Raw genomic sequence first — 22,566 nt, 5'->3', positions numbered from 1 at the left:
CAGATACATCATAAAATCATGTAAAACACGTATAATACAATTAAAGTATCCTTATGAAAAAGAAAAGTTTGAATTTAATATTATATTTTGGTTTATACATAATTATCTGTCTGTCTATCATTGTTTCAGGTTGTGCAGTAAAACCATCAAGAGAATACGGGGTTTTTCTAGGTATCAATAGCGAACAGAAAGAACGGCTGCGTGACTATCGGATTGTAGTAATTGAACCATCTGAATTTAGTACCGATCAGATAAGTGAGCTTCGCAAGTCGGGTAAAAAGGTATATGGTTATATAAATATTGGTGCTATTGAGAAATATCGTCCATATTTTGACCGATTTAAAGACAAAACACTTGGGACATATAAGGAATGGCCTAATGAACGATGGGTGGATGTATCTGATGCGGAGTGGCAGAGATTTGTTGTCGATGAACTCGGTAAAAAGTATTCCGAAATGGGCTTTGATGGGTTTTTCATAGATAATGCAGATGTTTATCATCACTATCATACAGACAGCACATTTCAGGGGCTTTGTTCAATTCTGAAAGGGCTTAAGTCGTATAAACTTTCAATTCTTATAAATGGTGGAGATGTTTTTGTTTCGAGATGTATGGATGAAAAAATAGCCAATACTCTGTTTGATGGTATTAATCAAGAGACTGTATTCACAGACATAGATTTTGAAAGAAAGAGCTATGGAAAGCAAGCTGTGAAAGAAACACGATATTTTAAAGAATATCTTTCGAGAGTTAAGAAAAACGGGTTATCTGTATATCTGTTAGAATACGGAGCGGATGCTTCACTTGCAAAAGAAATTGACAATTATTGTAAGAAAAATGGTTTTCATTGGTATAACGCGAAAAATTTAGAACTTAGATAATCTATATTGAAATTACAAAATGCATGAATATTAAACGGGTGTATAGCTTTTGTATACACCCGTTTTTTAAAATATATTACAACATGTTTGGTAAACAATATTATATAGCCTGCCCGTTAGAATCAAATAGAGGCAGTTTCTCAAGGAAAATAATATCTCTCCTATCAGCAGCCTCACCTTCAGCAAGGACGGACATCTGGCCGACGATATTCCCACCAACTGCGTTTACAAGCTTATCGAGTGCAGTTAACGACTCGCCAGTACTGATTACATCATCAACTACTAATATTCTCTTGTCCTCCATAACCTTACGCTCTGTACGTCCAACACACAGAGTTTGTATGTGATCTGTAGTAATAGAGTCAACATTTACAGTTATAAGATCCTCCATATAAATCTTAGGACCCTTGCGTGCTACGATATAAGGCTTATTGCCTGCTTGTCTTGCCATTTCATAAGCTAGTGGGATTCCTTTTGACTCAGCAGTAATGATTACGTCAAAATCAGGAGCTTTTTTAAGAAGTTCTCTTGCACATGCAACGGTAACTTCAACATCGTTGAACATGATGAAAGCCGCGATATATAAGTCGTCTGAAACTTTGCATAGAGGAAGGTGCCTCTCCAGTCCTGCAACATTCAGTAAATAATCCATTTGTCGTTCTCCTTGTCCTATCTTCTATCTAAAAGTAATTAGTGAAGAAAATCCTGATTGAATTATTATAGCACCGTTGATGATAGGCTTGCAAACATTGCAATATAACGCAAAAAATGATAAAATTTCACGATACACAATAATAGTATAACTGCTTGGTGTGTGCACTTTTCGAGACATACATATAAAGGGTCATGGGCATTAGATATGAATAAAAAGAAATATGAAAATCAACTATACGATGTTAGCTATGTCGAAACGCTCAAAGAGCTAGTAGATAACTCTGTTCTGAAATTTTCGGATAGAGCTGCGTATATGTACAAGGATGACCACAAGGAAACGTTTAAAGCGATGACTTATGCTGAGTTCAAAAATGAGCAGAATGCAATTGGTACAGCGCTTATTGAGAGAGGATTCAAGGGAAGCAAAGTAGCAGTAATTGGTGACAACTCGCATAGATGGGCACTATCATATTACGCTGTCGTTTGTGGTGTAGGAGTAATCGTACCTATAGATAGAAACCTTGAAAAAGGTGAAATTACCAATTTACTGCAGCGTGCCGATGTTGAAGCGATATTCGCTTCGACGAAGCTTGCTGGCGTGATAGTATCATTACTAGAAGACCTACCTCTAGTTAAAAAAGTTATCATCATGGCCGCACCTGGAGATGACATTGATGAATTTCTCGTAGATGAGAGATTCATGACTATGGAACAACTCGTTGCAGAAGGAAAGGGGCTTATCGCTCAAGGCAACCGCAAATATGTAGATGCTGAGATTCACGCAGAAGATCTATCTACAATCCTGTTTACATCAGGAACGACTGGATTAGCGAAAGGTGTAATGCTTTCGCATCGAAATCTCTCTCAGAATGTATTCAATATGTCAAAATACGTACAAATCCCAGATGGAGGCAGAGTACTCGATGTGCTTCCGATGCACCATGTGTACGAGATGACCTGCACTGTCATGACGAGTTTTTATCAGGGTGCAACTGTCGTGATTTGTGAAGGGCTGAAATATATACAGCAGAATTTTGTAGAGGCTGAATGCAACATTATGCTCGGAGTTCCGCTGATTTTCGAAAATATATATAGAAAGATCTGGACCAAAGCGGAGAAAAGTGGAAATGCCGATAAGCTGAGACGAGCAATTAACATGTCTATGAAACTTGATCTTAGGAATAAAAAAATGGTTACCAAAAGACTCTTCAAAGCAGTTCACGACATATTTGGCGAAAGCTTATATATCCTCATAGCTGGAGGCGCAGCTATTGATCCAAATGTAATTTCTGAATTTGAAGCTATGGGAATCCCTATGATGCAAGGATACGGTATGACCGAAAACTCGCCTATCATTGCGGTAAATCAAGACAGATACGGAAAGGCTGCCTCGGTTGGCAAGCCGATGCCTGGTACAGAGGTACGAATAGTAGATGACGATGAAAGCGGTATTGGGGAAGTAATCTGCAAGGGACCATCTGTGATGATGGGATATTACAAGGATGCTGAGAATACAGCTAAAACCATAAAGGATGGGTGGTTATATACTGGTGACTATGGATATCTGGACGAAGATGGATTCCTTTATATAACGGGACGCAAGAAAAACGTAATCGTAACTAAGGGTGGTAAAAATATTTTCCCAGAAGAGGTAGAGTATTACCTGTTACTCAGTGACTTTATAAGCGAAGTAATAGTCTACGGAAAGCACGAAGAGGTTAAGGGTGACCTGATTTGTACAGCAATCATGTATCCTGACTACACGGCTCTTGAAAATGCAGGCTGTGTGACTGATGAAGAGAAGTATCGAAAGATCAAGGAAGCCGTCGATGAAGCGAATTCTAAGATGCCTCCTTTCAAGCGTGTAAAGAGAATTGAAATTCGTGAAGACGACTTTATCAAGACGACGACACTTAAGATTAAGAGATTCGAGGAAGAAAACTATGATTACAAATTCGATGACAGAGACTTCGAGAAGGGACGTAGATTCTAAAGTGGAAGATAATAGCGATATTAGAGAAGAATACCGTCAGATTAAGGCGAAAGAAATGGAAGATATGCAGGCTATTATGGATGCGATTAAAGAATCTAAAGATCCTGCGATTAAATATACATGGCGACGCCCGGTTACAGATATTAAGAATATACTGGAGACTAGTGCGAAGCTTTATGGAGATAAACCGTTATTCCTGCAGAAGTTCAACAAGGACGAACCCTTCCAAGAGATTTCTTATAGCAAGGTGCTAGCAGATGTAAATGCTCTCGGAACTGCACTTATCGAGATTGGACTAAAGGGGGAACACATCGGTGTAATTGGCAAGAACTGCTATGAGTGGGCAGAAAGCTATCTAGCAGTAGTTGGTGGAACAGGTGTAGTCGTACCACTCGATAAGGAGCTCAACGAGGAAGAATTATCTCAGCTAACTACGAGTGGAGAGCTCTCAGCGGTCATCACCATGGATAAGCATTACGATATTTTTAAGCGAATAAAGGAAAGAGATGATAACGCCCTTGAGTTCGTGATAAATGTGGGAATGCATAGCCACGAGAATGCCGACAAAGGACTCCTATCATGGCACAAGCTGATGGAACATGGATATGAACTCGTAAAAGCCGGTGATAAAAGCTTTATAGATGCCGAAATCATAAACACCGACATGGCGATTATACTATTCACATCTGGAACTACTGGTACTTCAAAGGGAGTAATGCTTAATAACAAGAACATCTGCTCTAATGTCATGGTGGCACAGACGTACTTAAATATTGAGGTAGGAGATATATTCTTCTCCGTGCTTCCGATACATCACACCTACGAGTGCACGTGTACTTTCATCGAGTCGATGTACTGCGGAGCTACGATAGCATTTTGCCAGGGTCTCAAATACATTGTTAAGGATTTGCAGGAGGTAAAACCACACCTGATGCTAGCGGTGCCCTTGATATACGAAAACTTCTACAGTAAGATTTCGAGACAGATTAAGAAGAGCGGCAAAGAGAAACAGCTTAAAGCTCTGATGAAGATAAATAGATTTACCAAGCATATTGGAATAGATGTGAGCAAACCTGCGACAAAAAAGATTACCGAGCTTTTTGGTGGCCGCATGAAGATGCTAATCGTCGGCGGTGCGGCGATTGATGGAGATATTATGGATTTCTATAGAGATCTTGGCATTAACGCCGTTCAGGGATATGGACTGACGGAGACGTCTCCAATGGTTTCTCTGAACCCAGAGGATCCAAAGCTCATAGATAATGCATCTGCAGGTCACCTACTTCCGTTTGTGGAATGCATGATTGCAGATAAGGATTATGATGGAGTTGGAGAGATTTGCTTCCGCGGACCTAATATCATGATGGGATACTATAAGAATCAAGAGGGCACAGACGAGGTGATTAAGGACGGATGGTTCCACACCGGTGATCTTGGATATCTGAATGACAAGAATTACATCTATATTACAGGACGCAAGAAGAATGTCATCATCACGGCTAATGGCAAGAACGTTTTCCCAGAAGAACTCGAGTTTTATCTGATGAAGAACGAGTGTATTGAAGAATGCATGGTATGGGGTGATGAGGATAATGATGATCAGCTGAAGCGTGGTATATATGCGACTATCAAGCCTAATAGGGAGCTGCTATTTGAGGAGCTCGGAGGAGATGTGACTGATGAACAGGTTAGGGAGTATATAGAGCGCATTGTAGACAAGCAGAATGAAGCAATGCCTCTCTTCAAGAGAATTAACCACGTGATCATCCGAGATAGAGACTTCAACAAGACGACGGGACTGAAGATAAGAAGGTTCGTTGAAGACAATAAGTGGTCATAGAAAGAGAGATGATTGATATGGCAGAATATAAATATCCGGCGCTCCTTCATGATAGGACTAAGCTGGTCAATAACGTAAAGAAACTATCGGATAAGTGCGGTGAGCAGGGAATCCAAATAGCGGGTATAATTAAGGCTACAAATGGGTCAATTGCGGCTGCCGAAGACTTCGTGGCTGGTGGAGCAAAGCTGATAGGATCATCTAGGCTTGAACAACTTAAACGAGCTAAAGAGGCTGGTATAAGAGTGCCACTTCTTCTAATCAGAATTCCAATGCTATCAGAAATTGACGAGATGGTGGATATTGCAGACATCAGTCTAAACAGCGAGCTCGTTGTATTAGAGGAGATAAATAAGATAGCACTTGATAAGAGAGTTACTCATAAGGTAATTCTGATGGCTGATCTTGGTGACCTTAGAGAAGGATTCTTTGATCTCGATGAACTAGTTGAGACTGCTGTCAAGGTGGAGAACGAGATGCATGGGCTTGTACTTGCTGGTATAGGGACTAATCTTGGGTGCTATGGCTCTGTAATTCCTACAGAGGATAAGATGGTCGCCCTCGCCAAATTAGCGGAGAGGGTTGAAACTGAGATTGGGAGAAAACTAGAATACGTATCTGGTGGGGCTACAACGAGCTTGCTCGGAGTATACCATGGATACATGCCAAAGAAGATTAATATGCTGAGACTTGGGGCTGGTCCTTTAATTGGTCCACTAGAGGATGTCAGATTATGTTATAATCTTGAGGCTATGGATAAATTAGAGTGCCCTTTCGTGCTCAAAGCGGAGGTTATAGAGCTTAAGGTAAAGGCCAGCTATCCGCAGGGAGAGCTCGGGGTAGATGCTGCTGGTAAGAAGAGAGAGTATGTTGATAGAGGCATGCGTATGAGAGCGCTTTTAGCAATAGGTAGAGCTGACTATGGTGATATAGACGATTTGATTCCTGAGATGGATGGGACATCGGTAATCGGTGCATCAGGCGATCACACTATCGTCGATGTCGAGGATGTAAAGGGCAACGTTAAAATCGGAGATATCATGACATTTAGACTGAAGTATTCCGCACTGCTTAACCTAGCAGAAAGCGAAAATGTAAAGAAATACGAGATTTAATAACAGAAGGTTGAAAGGAGTAAGAGACCAATGGCAACACATGATAATGAAATGACGAGAGAAGGATATGAAGCCCTCCAAAAAGAGCTCGATCATCTGGTTACTGTAACTAGAAAGGAAAATGCCGAGAGACTTAAGGAGGCCATCTCATACGGAGATATCTCTGAGAACTCGGAGTACGATGCGGCAAAGGATGCACAGGCAGAGACAGAGGAAAGAATTACCACTATTGAAGCGATGCTTCGTACAGCTAAGATTGCAGATGAGGATGAGATACCTGATGAAGGGGTAATCGCTACTGGTCGTACAGTAACACTTTACGATCTGATATATGATGAAGAAGTTACTTACAAGATTGTAGGAAATACAGAGGCAGATCCATTTAACGGAAAACTTTCAAATGCGTCTGCGGTGGGACAGCACCTGTTAGGTGCTAGAGCAGGAGATGTGCTAGAGTTTCCGGTAATAGACGGAACTGCTAATTACAAAGTTCTTGACGTTAGAAAGTAAAAATCCGTTCAAGAAGTGCATCGAAGATACTTTCTGCGATGTACGACAATATATTTATATAATTCGCGAGAAAGGATTATGAACCACAATGAGTAATGACAACGTAAAGACTCCTGAGCAGGAACAGCTGGGGCTTACTGCAGAAGAAATAAGCGAGCAGCGACAGATTAGAAGAGATAAGCTGCAAGAACTTCGTGAGATGGGCAGAGACCCATTTGTGCAGGAGACATATAACGTAACTGCTCACAGTAAGGATATAAAGGACAATTATGATGCACTTGAAGATCAAGAGGTAGCGATTGCAGGTCGTATCATGAGCAAGAGAATCATGGGTAAGGCCGCATTCTTTGACGTTCAGGATAAGCAAGGCAGAATCCAGTGCTATGTTAAGCGCGATGATATTGGAGCTGAAGAGTACAAAGTTTTCAAGACATATGATATTGGAGATCTTGTAGGACTTAAGGGAATTGTATTTAAAACCAAGACAGATGAGATATCTATTCACGTGCAGGAACTTACACTTCAGGCAAAGTCTCTGCAGGTACTTCCTGACAAATGGAGTGGCTTAGTAGATACAGACCTAAGATATAGACAACGCTATGTCGATTTAATCGTCAACTCAGACGTTAGGGATACTTTTTTAAAGCGTGCAAAGGTAGTTAGTACTATCCGCAGAGTGCTCGAGGATGACTATGGTTTCCTTGAGGTTGAGACTCCGGTGCTACAGACGATAGCTGGCGGTGCTAATGCTAGACCGTTCAATACACATCACAACGCGCTAGACTTTGATCTTCACCTCAGGATTTCGCTTGAGTTACCGCTCAAGAGGCTGATTGTCGGTGGACTCGATAGAGTGTATGAGCTAGGTAAGGTATTCCGTAATGAGGGAATGGATAAGAATCACAGTCCTGAGTTCACTTCTATGGAATGCTACATGGCATATGGAAATCAGGAAGATATGATGGACCTCATGGAGCAGATCGTATACAAGTGCGCTATGGAAGTAAATGGTTCGCCTATAATATCCTACGAGGGTAAAACCTTTGATGTTACACCTCCATGGAATAAGATTGATATGACAGAATCTGTAATTAAGGTTACAGGAATCCCTTTTGATAAGATCGATGATGATGCAGAAGCTCGCGAGCGTGCAATCACCTATGGAATGGATGCCGAAGAGGTTAATAAGTGGACTCGTGGAAAGATTATCGCAGAGATGTTTGATGAGTACTGCGAGGATATCCCAGGACTGCTAGATGGGCCAGTGTTCCTCACCGGACATCCTGTTGAGGTATCACCGCTTGCTAAGAAGGACCCTAAAGATCCTCGCATCACTCGTAGATTTGAAGCTTACATCAACGGATGGGAGCTATCAAATGCTTTCTCAGAGCTCAACGATCCACTTGATCAGTACGAGAGATTCGCAGAGCAGCAGCGTGAACTTGATCTTGGTATTGACGATGAAGCTCATCCGATGGATATGGATTTCGTAAATGCGCTAGAAGTAGGAATGCCGCCAACTGGTGGACTTGGAATCGGTGTTGACAGACTGGTGATGCTGCTTACAGATTCTTCGACTATCAGGGACGTACAGCTATTCCCTGTTATGAAACCGCTTGGAAAAGGCAGCAGCTCCGAAGAAAAGATTGATAGAAAACTTGACCTATCAAAGATTAAAGTTGAACCATTGTTCGAAGAATTCGTAGACTTCGATACATTTAGCAAGTCTGATTTCAGAGTAGTTAAGGTTCTGGCTTGTGAGGAAGTACCTAAGAGCAAGAAGCTTCTTAAGTTCACCCTTAATGACGGTTCGGGCCAGGCTAGAACAATATTGTCCGGTATCAAGGAGACATACTCTGCAGAGGAGTTAGTTGGAAAGACTCTCGTTGCAATTACAAATCTTCCACCACGCAAGATGATGGGCCTTGAATCATGCGGAATGCTGCTGTCAGCAATCTGCGATTATGACGGAGAGGAAATTCTAAATCTATTAATGCTAGATGATTCGATTCCAGCAGGTGCGAAGCTATACTAATATCACAAGATTATGATTATGACAGGGCTCCCGTAAAGGACCCTGTTTTTTATGCTTAAATGTAGGCAATCAATGTACAAGATATAAAATTAACCTATATCTTGCTATGGATAATAAGTATTTCCATAAAATTTGACTTGATGGTAATCTATGTTTAGAAAACAAGAGGGGGTATGTATATATGAGCAATGAATTAAAGACACCATTTAGATATGACTATGTAGGAAGCTTTCTTAGACCACAGGCACTTAAGGATGCAAAGGCACAGTTAAGAAAGAATGAGATTAGCAAGGAAGATTACGACAAGATTGTTGATGAAGAGGTTGCAAAGCTTGTAGCTAAGCAGAAGGAACTCGGTTGCCATGTAATTACAGATGGAGAGTTCAGAAGAACTTTCTGGCATCTCGACTTCATGTGGGGGTTTGAGGGCGTTGAACATGAGAATACAGGTGGCGGAATTCAGTTCCATGGCGAGCTCGCATTGCTAGATGATACATACCTAGTAGGTAAGCTAAAAGCTAAGCCTCACCCATTTGTAGAGTATTTTAAATTCTTAAAGCAGTTCGAAGATGAGCAAACTGTCGCTAAGTATACTATTCCTGCACCTGCGCAGACATTCCAGCAGTTCATCATTCCAGATAACCTTGAGAGCACGAGAAAGTTCTATGAGACAAATGAAGAACTGATTCATGATATCGCTAAGGCTTATCGTGAGGTAATTAAACAGTTCTACGATGCCGGTTGCCGAAACCTGCAGTTCGATGACTGCACATGGGGTGCAGTTGTGGGGGATGCTGCAAAGCTCAGATATAAAGCATTAGGTATTGATTTAGAAACAGTTAAGGCACAGCTGCTTGAGGTGAACAACCTCGCGCTTGAAGGAAAGCCTGAAAATCTAGTTATCACTTCGCACATCTGCAGAGGAAATTATAATTCGACATACTTCTCAAGTGGAGCATATGACTCGGTTGCAGATTACGTATTTGCAAAGGAGAACGTAGATGCGCTGTTACTCGAGTATGATGATGAGCGTTCAGGAAGTTTTGAGGCACTTGCAAAGGTTTCTCCTGACAAGAAGGTGGTTCTCGGTCTTATCACGACCAAGTCACCGAAGTTAGAAGATAAAGAAACAGTTATTGCAAGAATTAAGGAAGCAAGTAAATACGTACCACTTGAGAGACTTTGCCTCAGCCCTCAGTGCGGATTTGCATCTTGTGAGATAGGGAACAAGCTAACTGAAGAAGAGCAGTGGGCTAAGTTAAGACTCGTCAAGGAAGTAGCAGAAGAAGTTTGGGAACAGAACTAAAATTGCGTTAGATAGACTAAAAGCATGTGATTGATAATAACCCATTAGAGGGCAGCCCGAGGGCTGCCTTTTTTCTTTAAATAAAGCATTGAAAAAATGGCTGTAATGTATATAATTAAATTGTACACAAGCTGTATGATGGATTCAGCTATATGGAATAGATTATGTGCTTTCGCCGATAAGGAGAATAACAATGAGTAAGAATATATATTTTGCTGGTGGTTGCTTCTGGGGCACAGAGAGGGTTTTCAAGGAGATACCAGGAGTTATAGAGACGACTGTTGGGTATGCGAATGGAAGAGTTGAGAACCCTTCGTATGAGCAGGTTTGCAGAGGTGATACTGGCCATAGGGAGACTGTTAAAGTCGCATATAATCCTGAGAGACTATCGCTCGAGAAGTTAACGCATGCTTTCTTTATGGTCATCGATCCAACTGTTCAGAATAGACAAGGACCGGATATCGGAACACAATACCAGACTGGAGTATATTACGAGGATGAGCAGGATTTGCCGATATTAGAGAAGGTATTCGGACAGCAGAGAGATATTAATGAAGAGTTCTACGTAGAACTAGAGTCACTTGGTTCATTCTATGCTGCCGAGGATTACCATCAGGACTATCTCGATAAGAACCCAGGTGGATACTGTCACATTACAAACTATGAGATCGAAGAAGTTAGAGCTCTATTTGCTGCAGAAGCTAGAGAGGCTGGTCAGGAAATAAAGGATGATCTCTATCCATCAGATGAGACTGAGGAGGAACTATTCTACCGCATCGGACCACAGGCGTATAACGTCGTTAGAAAGTCAGGGACAGAGAGAGCATTTTCTGGTGAATACGATGACTTCTTTGAAAAGGGCATCTATGTAGACGTCGTGAGAGGTGAACCGCTGTTCGTATCAACGGATAAATTCAACTCTGGCTGTGGATGGCCTGCATTTACAAGACCTATAAGTGAGGAACATGTTGTCTATCTGCGAGACACTACATTCGGTATGGAGCGCGTAGAAGTTAGAAGTAAGGGTGCAAATTCTCATCTGGGACACGTATTTCAGGATGGACCAACAGAAGATGGCGGCATGAGATACTGCATCAATTCAGTAGCTCTAAAATTTATACCAGTTGAAGACATGCTAGAGGCAGGTTATGGCGACCTGATTGAACTTGTAAAGTAAGAAGGAGGATGACTATGAAAGTTCTATTTAATGAGTATCCAAAATGCAGCACATGCAAGAAGGCTAAGAAGTGGCTTGATGACAATGGTGTCGCTTACGATGACAGACATATAGTTGAAAATAATCCGACTAAAGAAGAGCTAAGGGACTGGCTGTCTAGAAGTGACAAGCCGGTGAGAAAGTTCTTTAACACAAGCGGAATGCTCTATAGAGAAATGGAACTCAAGGATAAGCTAGATGCGATGAGCGAAGATGAGCAGCTCGAGGTTCTAGCATCTAATGGGATGCTTGTAAAGAGACCGCTAGTCGTTGGTGATGACTTCGTGCTCGGTGGCTTCAGAGAGAAGGACTGGGAAGAGAAGCTGTTAGGTTAATAAGAGAAAATTTGAGAGCACATATACGCTTAGAGAAAAGAGCCCGACTGGGCTCTTTTTGTATGCACGAAATTTAAAATTTAGTTGACTGATTGTAAATAAAACCTCATAAGAAAAGTTAATTTCAATAAGTCATCATATAGAAATATGAATTTAAGCGAGTTGTAAAAGTAGCACTATTGCAACTCGTATAATATTTATATCTCTTCTTGCAGTAGAGATTCATTAAAATATGATACAATATATTAATTTATAGTGGTGCAGGTAAAGGGGTTCTCAAATGTCTGAAAGCTACACAGGTAAAATCAATCGCAAATTGCAGCGTAAACAGAAAGTTATAAGAGCTGCTGCAGGAAAATGTAAAGCGGATTTGGTTCTTAAGAATGCAACATATGTGAGCGTATTCTCAGGTGAACTACGAAATGCTGACATTGCAGTTACGAATGGATTAATTGTTGGAATAGGCGAATATGATGGAGAAAAGGAAGTGGATGTGACGGGTAAGATAGTATGCCCGGGATTTCTCGATGCCCATATCCATCTCGAGAGCTCTCTGGTTACACCTGCTGAATTTGTGAGAGCAGTACTCCCACATGGCACGACTACTGTGGTTACTGACCCGCATGAGATTGCAAATGTAATGGGTACAGACGGAATCGAATACATGCTCCAGGCTACCGAAGGGCTGCCGATTGATGTGCGTTTTATGCTCCCGTCATGCGTTCCTGCGACTCCTCTTGACGAGTCTGGTGCAATGCTCGATTACAGGGCGATTGATAGTTTCTACGAACATCCTAGAGTGCAGGGACTCGCAGAGATGATGAATTACGTCGGTACAGTCTCTGCAGATGAACAGGCTGTGGAGAAGATCGTTGCTGCACAGGCACACCACAAGAAGATAGATGGACATGCACCAGGGGTGAAGGGGAAGGAGCTAAATGCATATGTCGCTGCTGGAGTTTATTCCGACCATGAGTGTGCTACGGCTTGTGAGGCTATAGATAAGCTCGAACTTGGACAGGTGATTATGATTAGAGAGGGTACAGCAGCTCATAACCTGGAGGCTCTGATGCCGCTTTTGACAGATAAATACGCAGATAGATGTATGTTCTGCACGGATGATAAGCATCCGTCTGACCTACTGGAGAAAGGACACATAGACTATATAATTAAGAAAGCTATTTCGATGGGAGCAGATCCGATACTGGCAATTAAGGTTGCAAGCACCAACGCAGCCAGGTATTTCAGATTGAATAATCGTGGCGCGATTGCGCTCGGATATCTTGCTGATTTCGTAATAATTAATGATTTTGAAGAATTTACAATTGAGCAAGTTTATAAAAAGGGCAAGCTGATGTTCAGCGAGGGAAAACTTAAGGAATTCATAGCTCCTTCTGTAGATGAGTTCCTTGCGCAGAGGGCACATAGTACATTTAAGGTTGACAGGCTCACACCTGAAGCATTCAAGATAGACAGACCAAGGGGTGTGCTTGGCATCGTTGTAGGTGAACTAATGACTACAGACGAGGGATATGCAACTGGTGTGAATGTTGCCGAAGACATCCTCAAAATCGCTGTAGTAGAGAGACATAACTATACGGGACATATCGGAATCGGATATATAAAAGGATACGGGCTGAGAAGCGGTGCAGTTGCTACTAGCATATCGCACGATTCACATAACATAATTGTTGTCGGAACCAATGATGAGGATATGGCTGCCGCAGTTAATCATATTGCGGAGAATAACGGAGGAATCACGGTATTTGACGGCGGTAAATGCATCGGAGACGTAAAGCTGGAAATTGCCGGTCTTATGAGCGAGGCTCCGTTAGTTGATGTGAATAAGAATCTTGAGGATGCAAAGGTGAAGGCTTTTGAACTTGGGGTTAGTAAGCTGATAGATCCTTTTATGACACTATCCTTCATGAGCCTGCCTGTTATTCCAAAGTTGAGACTTACTACACGCGGTGTGTTTGACGTTGAGAGTCAGAGCTACGTATAAGAAATTGACAGATGAATAAGATAGATAAAGAAATAATTGAAAAGTTAGCCGTCAGGGTAGCAGAACTGGGAGGACGTGCATACTTAGTAGGTGGAGCAGTTCGTGACGAGGTTATGAGGCGTCCGATTAAGGACGTAGATGTTGAAGTGCATGGAATCTATGAGACAGTTTTGGAAGAGGTGCTAAAGGAACTTGGAAAACCGTTACGATTTGGTTCAGCTTTTGGTGTATACTCGCTTGCTGGTCATCAGATAGATGTTGCTCTTCCACGCTCAGAACGAAAATCTGGAGCTGGTCATCGTGACTTTGAGATTGAAATCAATCCGTTTATCGGAATCAAAGAGGCAGCACGGAGGCGTGATTTTACAATGAATGCGTTACTGAAGGATATTCTGAGCGGTGAAATCACTGATCCTTATGGTGGCGTGGAGGATATCAGAAACCGAATTATCCGCCATATCGATGATAAGACATTCGGTGAGGATCCACTCCGCGCCCTCCGTGCTGCCCAATTCAGATCCAGATTCGGATTCCAGATTGCGCCTTCCACGATTTCAATCTGCAGGGCGCTCGACCTCAGAGAGCTGTCGGCCGAGCGCGTCGAGATGGAGATGAAGAAGGCGCTCCTGGAATCCCACCGTCCATCCGAATTTTTTGAATGCCTGAGGGAAATGGGACAGCTCAGATACTGGTTCCAGGAACTCGAGCAGCTGATTGGACTGGAGCAGAATCCGAAATTCCATCCCGAAGGTGATGTCTGGACTCACTCTATGATGGTGCTGGATAGAGCTGCCCATTTCCGATCTTGCGTGAGTGACCCATACGCGTTTATGCTGCTGGCTCTCACTCATGATTTCGGTAAGATTACGACGACTGAATTCGTAAATGGTGCAATTCACGCGTACGGTCACGAGATACAAGGAGCAGAAATCGCGGAGCGATTTCTGGACCGCATTAGTCATGATAGTTATATGAAAAGGTACATTAGGAACATGATTCCGAATCATATGAGACCTAATATAGTAGCTGAAGCAAGGTCGTCTATAAAGAAAACAAATCACATGTTTGATGATGTTTTAGCTCCAGTCGATCTTATCTACTTTGCCATATGTGATAAACCGAAACTATTATATAATATGACTCTTGATGAAACAGACAAGGAACTATCAGAATCATACAAAGAGATGGAAAAGGAGAAAGAACAGAAACGTGTAAACTTCCTTTTTGACAGGCTTCAGGTATATAAGGAGACAATGTCTAAACCATATGTCACCGGAAAAGATTTGATTGATAATGGAATAGAGCCAGGAGAAAATTTCAAAGAAATTCTCGACTATGCACATAAACTAAGGCTTGCAGGGATTCCAAAGGATAGTGCTCTCAAGCAGACTTTATCATACGCAAGGAAGTTATCTGTGAAAAATATTAATAAAGCTTTATAACGAAAGAGTCGCACACAAGAACTTGGCATTTAGCAGATATACAAAAAATCGGTGACATATTAAATGCATCAATCAGTATATAGTTTTATTATGTAGTTGTTTATAAAATTAAGGTAGTATTATGTTGCTGTTTATGATATGGTCACAATGATATAGTTTTATTACATGCTTTGCTTTCAAGTCTATAAAAAGGCATTTATCTATAGTTTGCGTTTTTAATCAAATATAAAACTTCAAACTATAATGATGAACGAAATAAAACACAGAAGGGAGAACAATTATGAAAGCGAAACTGAAAGCGGTAATCCGAAAACTGTTTACAGTTGGGTTGTCGGGTTTACTGATGTTTAACACGATGGCACCTACGCTGCAGGCTTTTGCTGCAGATTCCACAAAGGGGATTGAAACTAAAGTGGATAGGACGGAATTGGATAATGCCGTACAATCAGCAAAGGACGCCGGAGTACCTGTGAAGAAAACACAGGACGTTGATAAAGGCGTAGCCAAATCCAAGGCTGAAGTTGACGCTAAGATAGATGAAATCAAGGCGGATTATCAGCAGCAGATAAGGGAGTTGGAAAAAGCTAAGGAAGCAATCGCTAAATGTAATGAGCAAAAGAAGGCTTATGAGATTGCTAAGAAAGAGTATGATAAAAAAATAGAAGAATACAACATTGCTAAGAAAAAGTATGATGATGATATGATCAAATACAACAAGGCAATGGAAGAACTTGAAAAAAAGAAACAAACGGATGGATATTTAAGTGAGCCGGCAGCTCAACTCCTTCAATTTAAAAGTGAACCTAATGCAAGTATGCGTTTTGTTAGTGGAGGGAAAGTTTATTCACAATATGAGTGGCAAAGCTTCTACAATTCGAATATTAGAAGGAGACTAGGTACTGACGAAACGCAAGGTACTAATGATTTTAGCTATATTAATAGAAGTGCAAATTCTAATGAAGTAAGAACTGTTCTTTTTAAAGGAGAACCTCTTAAAGTAGAATATACAAATTTGAAAAACTCTTATTTCAACGGAAAGAAGATTTCTAAAGTAGAATATACATATACACTAAAATATACTGGGATATATGGAGTTGATTATATGCCGGTATTGATTCAAAAAGATCCAACTGTCACAATCTGGTATATTAATTTCTATGGAGAATCAAGTATCAATTTGAAGGCAAACTTCTATGATGAAAAAGGTCAGAAAATAGATATGACAGGTGCCTTACTAAGTTTTTCATCCTTGAATAACGGTAAAGGTACAATCTATAATGCACCTTCGGCTGTTGGAAAGCTTATGGTGGAAAAAGTTTTAAGCTTTAATGGCGAATATATCTATATTTCCGGCTCATCTATAAAAGTTCAACGTGATGGCGGAGCTTATTCAAGTACTGACAATGAACACAAAGCTAACGGTTCAAGATTTTCAGTTAGTGAATGGGACGATACTAAAAGTGAAGGCGGCAAACCTACATGGTATGGTGCTATAGTTGGAAAAGCAAAAAGTGCAAATGTAGAGCTAAATATAGGTGCAAGCAAAAGAGGTGTTGTTTGGTTTGCGCTTAACTCGGATATTAGGGCAATTGGTGTTCCAAATAAGCCGGTGGAACCTGTAAAGCCTACACCACCTGAAGAACCACAGTGCCCTAACATACAGGCGAATTATCATTATGATATATTATATTACCAGCCTGCTGTTGAGAAAAAAGTAACTGATGATAATAATTCTGATATAAATAACAATACAGTTCTTAAAGACTCTGTTGTGAAATTTATTTTGAGTGTGGCTGATTTGCCTGCAGGTCATGAGAAAATTGATTCACTTGTGTTTACCGATAAGCTACCGGAAGGATATAAGCTGGATCTAGCGGGAACAAAGCAAGCGAGTCCTAATTATGATGTTGCTTATGATAAAGATGCTAATGAGATCAAATTTAGTGCAAAATCAGATTATCTAAACACGATAAATGCAGATTTGAATGCTGAAGTGAATATCTCTGCACCTGTAATAACTGGAACGGTTACAAAGGAAGGAACAACTTATAAAAACGATTTCAAATTAACTATCAATAATGAGTATTCGGTTAAGTCAAAACCGGTAAAGGTACATACCCCAACCGAGCCAAAGAAAGAAGTATTCAAGGGCGGTACAACAACTAAGATAGATGGTAAGGTAGTACAGCCAGAAGAAGAACTCACATACGAGATCACTTACAAGAACACAACAGGTAAGGACGTAAACGCTACAATCACAGATAAGATACCTGAACACACCACATTTGTATCAGCAGAGAATGGTGGAACAGAGTCCGGTGGAACTGTTAAGTGGAATGTTACTGTAGCAAAAGATCAGAGCGTAACAGTTAAGTTTACTGTAAAGGTAGATAAGAATGTTAACGGAGCACCTATCGATAACGTAGCTAAGGTTAACGACGGAACTAATGAGTACAAAACTAATGAAACTCATAACCCTACCGGCACCGAACCGAAGAAAGAAGTGTTCAAAGGCGGAACAACAACCAAGATAGACGGTAAGGTAGTACAGCCAGAAGAAGAACTCACATATGAGATTACTTACAAGAACACAACTGGCAAGGATGTAAACGCTACAATCACAGATAAGATACCTGCACACACCACATTTGTATCAGCAGAAAATGGTGGAACAGAGTCCGGCGGAACTGTTAAGTGGAATGTTGCTGTAGCAAAGGATAAGAGCGTAACAGTTAAGTTTACCGTAAAGGTAGATAAGGATGTTAACGGAGCACCTATCGATAACGTAGCTAAGGTTAACGACGGAGTAAATGAGTACAAAACTAATGAAACTCATAATCCAACACCAACTGAACCAAAGAAGGAAGTGTTCAAAGGCGGAACAACAACCAAGATAGATGGTAAGTTAGTACAGCCTGAAGAAGAACTCACATACGAGATCACTTACAAGAACACGACCGGTAAGGATGTAAACGCTACAATCACAGATAAGCTGCCTAAACACACCAAGTTTGTATCGGCAGAGAATGGCGGAACAGAATCTGGCGGAACTGTTACATGGAATGTTGCTGTACCAAAGGATAAGAGCGCAACAGTTAAATTCACTGTAAAGGTGGATAAGGATGTTAACGGAGCACCTATCGATAACGTAGCTAAGGTTAATGACGGAGTAAATGAGTACAAAACAAATGAAACTCATAACCCTACCGGCACCGAACCAAAGAAAGAAGTGTTCAAAGGCGGAACAACAACTAATATAGATGGTAAGCGTGTAGAACCTGAACAGGAACTAACATATGCAATTACCTATAAGAACACGACTGGTAAGGATGTAAATGCTACAATTACAGATAAGATCCCTGCTCACACCAAGTTTGTATCGGCAGAGAATGGCGGAACAGAATCCGGCGGAACTGTTACATGGAATGTTGCTGTACCAAAGGGTGAAAGCAAAACAGTAAAATTCACTGTAAAGGTAGATAAGGATGTTAACGGAGCGCCAATTGATAACGTAGCTAAGGTTAATGATGGAGTAAATGAGTACAAAACTAATGAGACTCATAACCAAACACCAACCGAGCCAAAGAAGGAAGTGTTCAAGGGTGGTACAACAACCAAGATAGATGGCAAGGTAGTACAGCCAGAAGAAGAACTCACATACGAGATCACTTACAAGAACACGACCGGTAAGGATGTAAACGCTACAATCACAGATAAGCTGCCTAAACACACCAAGTTTGTATCGGCAGAGAATGGCGGAACAGAATCTGGCGGAACTGTTACATGGAATGTTGCTGTACCAAAGGGTGAAAGCAAAACAGTTAAGTTTACCGTAAAGGTAGATAAGGATGTTAACGGAGCACCTATTGATAACGTAGCTAAGGTTAATGATGGAACAAATGAGTACAAAACAAATGAGACTCATAACCAAACACCAACCGAGCCAAAGAAAGATGTATTTAAGGGTTCTGATACAACCAGTATCAATGGCAAGCTTGTAAAGGCAGGACAAGAACTGCGTTACGAGATTACCTACAAGAATACTACTGGAATTAAACAGACGGTAACTATCACGGACAAGATTCCAAAGTACACAACATTTGTATCGGCAGATAATTCCGGAGCAGAATCAAATGGCACCATAACATGGGTCAAGGAAGTGGAAAATGGAAAGTCTTTGACAGTAAGCTTTAGGGTGAAAGTAAATGACGACGTAAACGGTAACCCTGTTGACAACATCTCTCATGTAAAGGATGGAGTAAACGAGTCAGATACTAATGAAACTCACAACCCTACCGGCACCGAGCCAAAGAAGGAAGTGTTCAAGGGTGGTACAACAACCAATATTGATGGTAAGCGTGTAGAACCTGAACAGGAACTCACATATGCAATTACCTATAAGAACACGACCGGAAAGGATGTAAACGCTACAATTACAGATAAGATTCCTGAACACACCAAGTTTGTATCAGCAGAGAATGGCGGAACAGAGTCTGGCGGTGTAGTAACTTGGACAGCTAATGTTGAGAAAGGCAAGAGTGTAACAGTTAAGTTTACTGTAAAGGTAGATAAGGATGTTAACGGAGCACCTATCGATAACGTAGCTAAGGTTAATGACGGAACAAATGAGTACAAAACTAATGAGACTCATAATCCAACACCAACCGAGCCAAAGAAGGAAGTGTTCAAGGGTGGTACAACAACCAAGATAGATGGCAAACGTGTAGAACCTGAACAGGAACTAACATATGCAATTACCTACAAGAACACGACCGGTAAAGATGTAAATGCTACAATCACAGATAAGATACCTGCACACACCAAGTTTGTATCAGCAGAAAACGGCGGAACAGAATCCGGTGGAACTGTTAAGTGGAACGTTGCTGTAGCAAAGGATAAGAGCGTAACAGTAAAATTTACTGTAAAGGTAGATAAGGATGTTAACGGAGCACCTATTGATAACGTAGCTAAAGTTAACGACGGAACTAATGAGTACAAAACTAATGAAACTCATAATCCAACACCAACTGAACCAAAGAAGGAAGTGTTCAAAGGCGGAACAACAACTAATATTGATGGAAAGCCTGTAAAAGGTGGGGAAGAACTCACATATGAGATTACTTACAAGAACACAACCGGCGAGGATGTAAACGCTACAATTACAGATAAGATTCCTGCACACACCAAGTTTGTATCAGCAGAAAATGGTGGAACAGAATCCGGCGGAACTGTTAAGTGGAATGTTGCCGTAGCAAAAGATCAGAGTGTAAAAGTTAAATTCACTGTAAAGGTTGATAAGGATGTTAACGGAGCACCTATCGACAACGTAGCTAAGGTTAATGATGGAGTAAATGAGTACAAAACAAATGAAACTCATAACCCAACACCAACCGAACCAAAGAAGGAAGTATTCAAGTATGGTACAACGACCAATATTGATGGTAAAACAGTTGAACCAGGGCAGAAATTGACCTATTCGATTACTTATAAGAATACAACCGGATCGGAACGTGATGTAACCATTACAGATAATATACCGACATACACAACATTCGTATCTGCGGATAATGATGGTGTATTTGCTGATGGAAAGGTAACATGGACGAAAAAGGTAGCGGCTGGAAAAACCTATAAGGTAACATTTACTGTACAAGTGAACAAAGATGCATATGAAGTGATGGTAATTAATAAAGCCACCGTTAGAGATGGTTTTAACGATTCTGACACTAACGTTGTCAAGAATCCGACACCTAAGAAAACAGTTCCAGGCACTCGTAAGCCTAAAACTGGTGATGATAATAACATCATTCCATTCGCAATTCTTCTACTTGCATCTCTTGGAGGTCTTGGAGGTACTGTTACTATCAGGAGAAAAAGACATTAGTGTCTAATGAAGATGATTAATTTTAGATTGATTATCCTTTAGCAAAAGGAGGGAATTCGTTAATCGGATTCCCTCTTTTGCGGTTATATTGGGCCTATAAACTTTTGAGCCTATAACGGGCCTATAACTTTTTCGGTGTTCAAGCGGAAATGACGTTTTGCCAATATCGGTGGTAAGAAAAAAATGTGGTGCGAAACTTGCGTATTGCACCACATTTTGAATGTAACAACCAACTCTTTTAAGGGTCGGGTCATCAAAGTTTTTTAGGGGTAAATTTTAGGGCCTGGTTTTAGCAGTGGATTCACCGGGTGAAAACGAGGCGAATCAAGGGTTATAGGACAAAAGTATTTGGTAAAATCATCGGAAACTCTATGAATTTAAAGGTTCATTAGGGTCATATATCCATTAGAAATAGCATTATAGGATGATAATAGTAGTGCATAATTACCAGAGAATTTTTGGATACTTTCCGTCGGTCTTCATCTCAGCAAACTTTGCAGCAACCTCATCTTTATCCTCTTTATAGGTAACCCCAAACCACTTATCGCTTGACTGAAGAACTTTAACAGTGGCCCTGTCAGCTTTAACCTCTCTGTCGATGCAGTAAGGAAGGAAATACTCTCCTTTTAGCGGATTTTCCTCCATAATTCTATCGAGTGCAGCAGGGAAACCATCCTTCATAACTCCAAGGAATTCTGCGCCAAATCCCCATAGATTCATGGACACTGAGTGACCATCAGGTACATCATGGCGCACCCCTTTGGAGTTAGTAGCTCGTATTACACCGTCTGCCTCACGCATAACATCCGAATGCTCTTCGATATCTGATAAATATCCATCTGTAACCTCACAGAGTCCGCGAGCAACTGAACCATTTGCAGAGAGTGTATTCTCAATCTTGAAGCCGACCATGCAGTGATGAGTAGCATCAGCGGATTCGCTGAGGAATTTATATATCTTCTCAAATGCTTCCTGACCATAGTAGTCATCTGCGTTAATAACAGCGAAAGGTGCATCGATATAATCTCTTGATGCAAGGACAGCGTGACCAGTACCCCAAGGCTTAATTCTGCCTTCTGGAACAGAATAGTTTTCTGGCAGATCATGAATGTCCTGAATCGCATAGTGAGTTTCAAACAGCTTTCCAGCTCTCCCCTCGATGTGAGCCTTAAAAGCTTCTTCGAAATCCTTCTTGATGATAAAAGCAACTCTTCTAAAGCCTGCCTGATATGCGTCGTAGAGGGAGAAATCCATGATGATATCACCCTCAGACGTAATTGGGTCGATCTGCTTAGGACCTCCGTAGCGACTCCCCATTCCGGCAGCCATGATTACTAGAATTGGTTCCAT

At 41.1% G+C, this 22,566-nt stretch carries 14 protein-coding genes; 12 read left to right on the top strand and 2 right to left on the bottom strand.

What is annotated here, in order from left to right; genetic code table 11:
• The first annotated feature begins 68 nt into the window (after positions 1 to 68).
• Entirely contained in the window at positions 69 to 881 is an 813-nt protein-coding gene (locus QU661_RS06260) for an endo alpha-1,4 polygalactosaminidase (protein ID WP_304989395.1), read from the top strand.
• 100 nt (positions 882 to 981) lie between these two features.
• Here QU661_RS06260 and QU661_RS06255 read toward each other — a convergent pair whose 3' ends face one another.
• A complete protein-coding gene (locus QU661_RS06255; protein ID WP_297968695.1) occupies positions 982 to 1,533 on the bottom strand; it encodes a phosphoribosyltransferase family protein in 552 nt (183 codons plus the stop codon).
• Positions 1,534 to 1,740: 207 nt separating this feature from the next.
• On the opposite strand from QU661_RS06255, the gene QU661_RS06250 reads away from it, so the two are divergent.
• The 11 genes from QU661_RS06250 (at position 1,741) to QU661_RS06200 (ending at position 21,216) form a co-directional block, all read left to right on the top strand.
• A complete protein-coding gene (locus QU661_RS06250) occupies positions 1,741 to 3,528 on the top strand; it encodes an AMP-dependent synthetase/ligase (RefSeq protein WP_304989394.1) in 1,788 nt (595 codons plus the stop codon).
• Complete coding sequence (locus QU661_RS06245; RefSeq protein ID WP_304989393.1) at positions 3,479 to 5,368, top strand: AMP-dependent synthetase/ligase; 1,890 nt, start codon at positions 3,479 to 3,481, stop codon at positions 5,366 to 5,368. The genes QU661_RS06250 and QU661_RS06245 overlap by 50 nt, the downstream gene beginning before the upstream one ends.
• A gap of 17 nt (positions 5,369 to 5,385) precedes the next feature.
• Entirely contained in the window at positions 5,386 to 6,483 is a 1,098-nt protein-coding gene (locus QU661_RS06240) for an alanine racemase (protein WP_304989392.1), read from the top strand.
• Between the two features lie 30 nt (positions 6,484 to 6,513).
• Entirely contained in the window at positions 6,514 to 6,993 is a 480-nt protein-coding gene (greA, locus tag QU661_RS06235) for a transcription elongation factor GreA (RefSeq protein ID WP_304989391.1), read from the top strand.
• An 88-nt stretch (positions 6,994 to 7,081) separates the two neighbouring features.
• Positions 7,082 to 9,028: a lysine--tRNA ligase gene (gene lysS / locus QU661_RS06230; protein ID WP_304989390.1), complete on the top strand. Its 1,947-nt coding sequence runs from the start codon at positions 7,082 to 7,084 to the stop codon at positions 9,026 to 9,028.
• A 181-nt stretch (positions 9,029 to 9,209) separates the two neighbouring features.
• A complete protein-coding gene (locus QU661_RS06225; RefSeq protein WP_304989389.1) occupies positions 9,210 to 10,334 on the top strand; it encodes a 5-methyltetrahydropteroyltriglutamate--homocysteine S-methyltransferase in 1,125 nt (374 codons plus the stop codon).
• Between the two features lie 193 nt (positions 10,335 to 10,527).
• Entirely contained in the window at positions 10,528 to 11,511 is a 984-nt protein-coding gene (msrA, locus tag QU661_RS06220) for a peptide-methionine (S)-S-oxide reductase MsrA (RefSeq protein WP_304989388.1), read from the top strand.
• A gap of 14 nt (positions 11,512 to 11,525) precedes the next feature.
• Positions 11,526 to 11,885 carry an arsenate reductase family protein gene (locus QU661_RS06215; protein WP_106057281.1) on the top strand — a complete coding sequence of 120 codons (360 nt, stop codon included), beginning with the start codon at positions 11,526 to 11,528 and terminating at the stop codon, positions 11,883 to 11,885.
• Positions 11,886 to 12,165: 280 nt separating this feature from the next.
• Entirely contained in the window at positions 12,166 to 13,890 is a 1,725-nt protein-coding gene (ade, locus tag QU661_RS06210) for an adenine deaminase (RefSeq protein ID WP_304989387.1), read from the top strand.
• Between the two features lie 11 nt (positions 13,891 to 13,901).
• On the top strand, positions 13,902 to 15,332 hold the full coding sequence (locus QU661_RS06205) for a CCA tRNA nucleotidyltransferase (protein WP_304989386.1): 1,431 nt from the start codon (positions 13,902 to 13,904) through the stop codon (positions 15,330 to 15,332).
• A gap of 280 nt (positions 15,333 to 15,612) precedes the next feature.
• Complete coding sequence (locus tag QU661_RS06200; RefSeq protein ID WP_304989385.1) at positions 15,613 to 21,216, top strand: GbpC/Spa domain-containing protein; 5,604 nt, start codon at positions 15,613 to 15,615, stop codon at positions 21,214 to 21,216.
• Positions 21,217 to 21,660: 444 nt separating this feature from the next.
• Here the strand turns inward: QU661_RS06200 and QU661_RS06195 are convergent, their stop codons facing one another.
• The gene (locus tag QU661_RS06195; RefSeq protein WP_304989384.1) at positions 21,661 to 22,566 is read right to left on the bottom strand and encodes a nucleotidyltransferase family protein; all 906 of its coding nucleotides are present in this window, start codon (positions 22,564 to 22,566) and stop codon (positions 21,661 to 21,663) included.

Origin of the sequence: Mogibacterium neglectum (assembly GCF_030644205.1) — a bacterium.
Classification (GTDB): domain Bacteria; phylum Bacillota; class Clostridia; order Peptostreptococcales; family Anaerovoracaceae; genus Mogibacterium; species Mogibacterium neglectum.
This window is presented reverse-complemented; position numbering and strand designations above follow the sequence as displayed.

What these genes read in the sequence shown, in the direction of transcription:
- QU661_RS06195 (WP_304989384.1), bottom strand. Translation starts at nt 22,566, where the DNA reads ATGGAACCAATTCTAGTAATCATGGCTGCCGGAATGGGGAGTCGCTAC.
- lysS (WP_304989390.1), top strand. Translation starts at nt 7,082, where the DNA reads ATGAGTAATGACAACGTAAAGACTCCTGAGCAGGAACAGCTGGGGCTT.
- QU661_RS06215 (WP_106057281.1), top strand. Translation starts at nt 11,526, where the DNA reads ATGAAAGTTCTATTTAATGAGTATCCAAAATGCAGCACATGCAAGAAG.
- QU661_RS06205 (WP_304989386.1), top strand. Translation starts at nt 13,902, where the DNA reads ATGAATAAGATAGATAAAGAAATAATTGAAAAGTTAGCCGTCAGGGTA.
- QU661_RS06250 (WP_304989394.1), top strand. Translation starts at nt 1,741, where the DNA reads ATGAATAAAAAGAAATATGAAAATCAACTATACGATGTTAGCTATGTC.
- greA (WP_304989391.1), top strand. Translation starts at nt 6,514, where the DNA reads ATGGCAACACATGATAATGAAATGACGAGAGAAGGATATGAAGCCCTC.
- QU661_RS06225 (WP_304989389.1), top strand. Translation starts at nt 9,210, where the DNA reads ATGAGCAATGAATTAAAGACACCATTTAGATATGACTATGTAGGAAGC.
- QU661_RS06255 (WP_297968695.1), bottom strand. Translation starts at nt 1,533, where the DNA reads ATGGATTATTTACTGAATGTTGCAGGACTGGAGAGGCACCTTCCTCTA.
- QU661_RS06240 (WP_304989392.1), top strand. Translation starts at nt 5,386, where the DNA reads ATGGCAGAATATAAATATCCGGCGCTCCTTCATGATAGGACTAAGCTG.
- QU661_RS06245 (WP_304989393.1), top strand. Translation starts at nt 3,479, where the DNA reads ATGATTACAAATTCGATGACAGAGACTTCGAGAAGGGACGTAGATTCT.
- ade (WP_304989387.1), top strand. Translation starts at nt 12,166, where the DNA reads ATGTCTGAAAGCTACACAGGTAAAATCAATCGCAAATTGCAGCGTAAA.
- QU661_RS06200 (WP_304989385.1), top strand. Translation starts at nt 15,613, where the DNA reads ATGAAAGCGAAACTGAAAGCGGTAATCCGAAAACTGTTTACAGTTGGG.
- msrA (WP_304989388.1), top strand. Translation starts at nt 10,528, where the DNA reads ATGAGTAAGAATATATATTTTGCTGGTGGTTGCTTCTGGGGCACAGAG.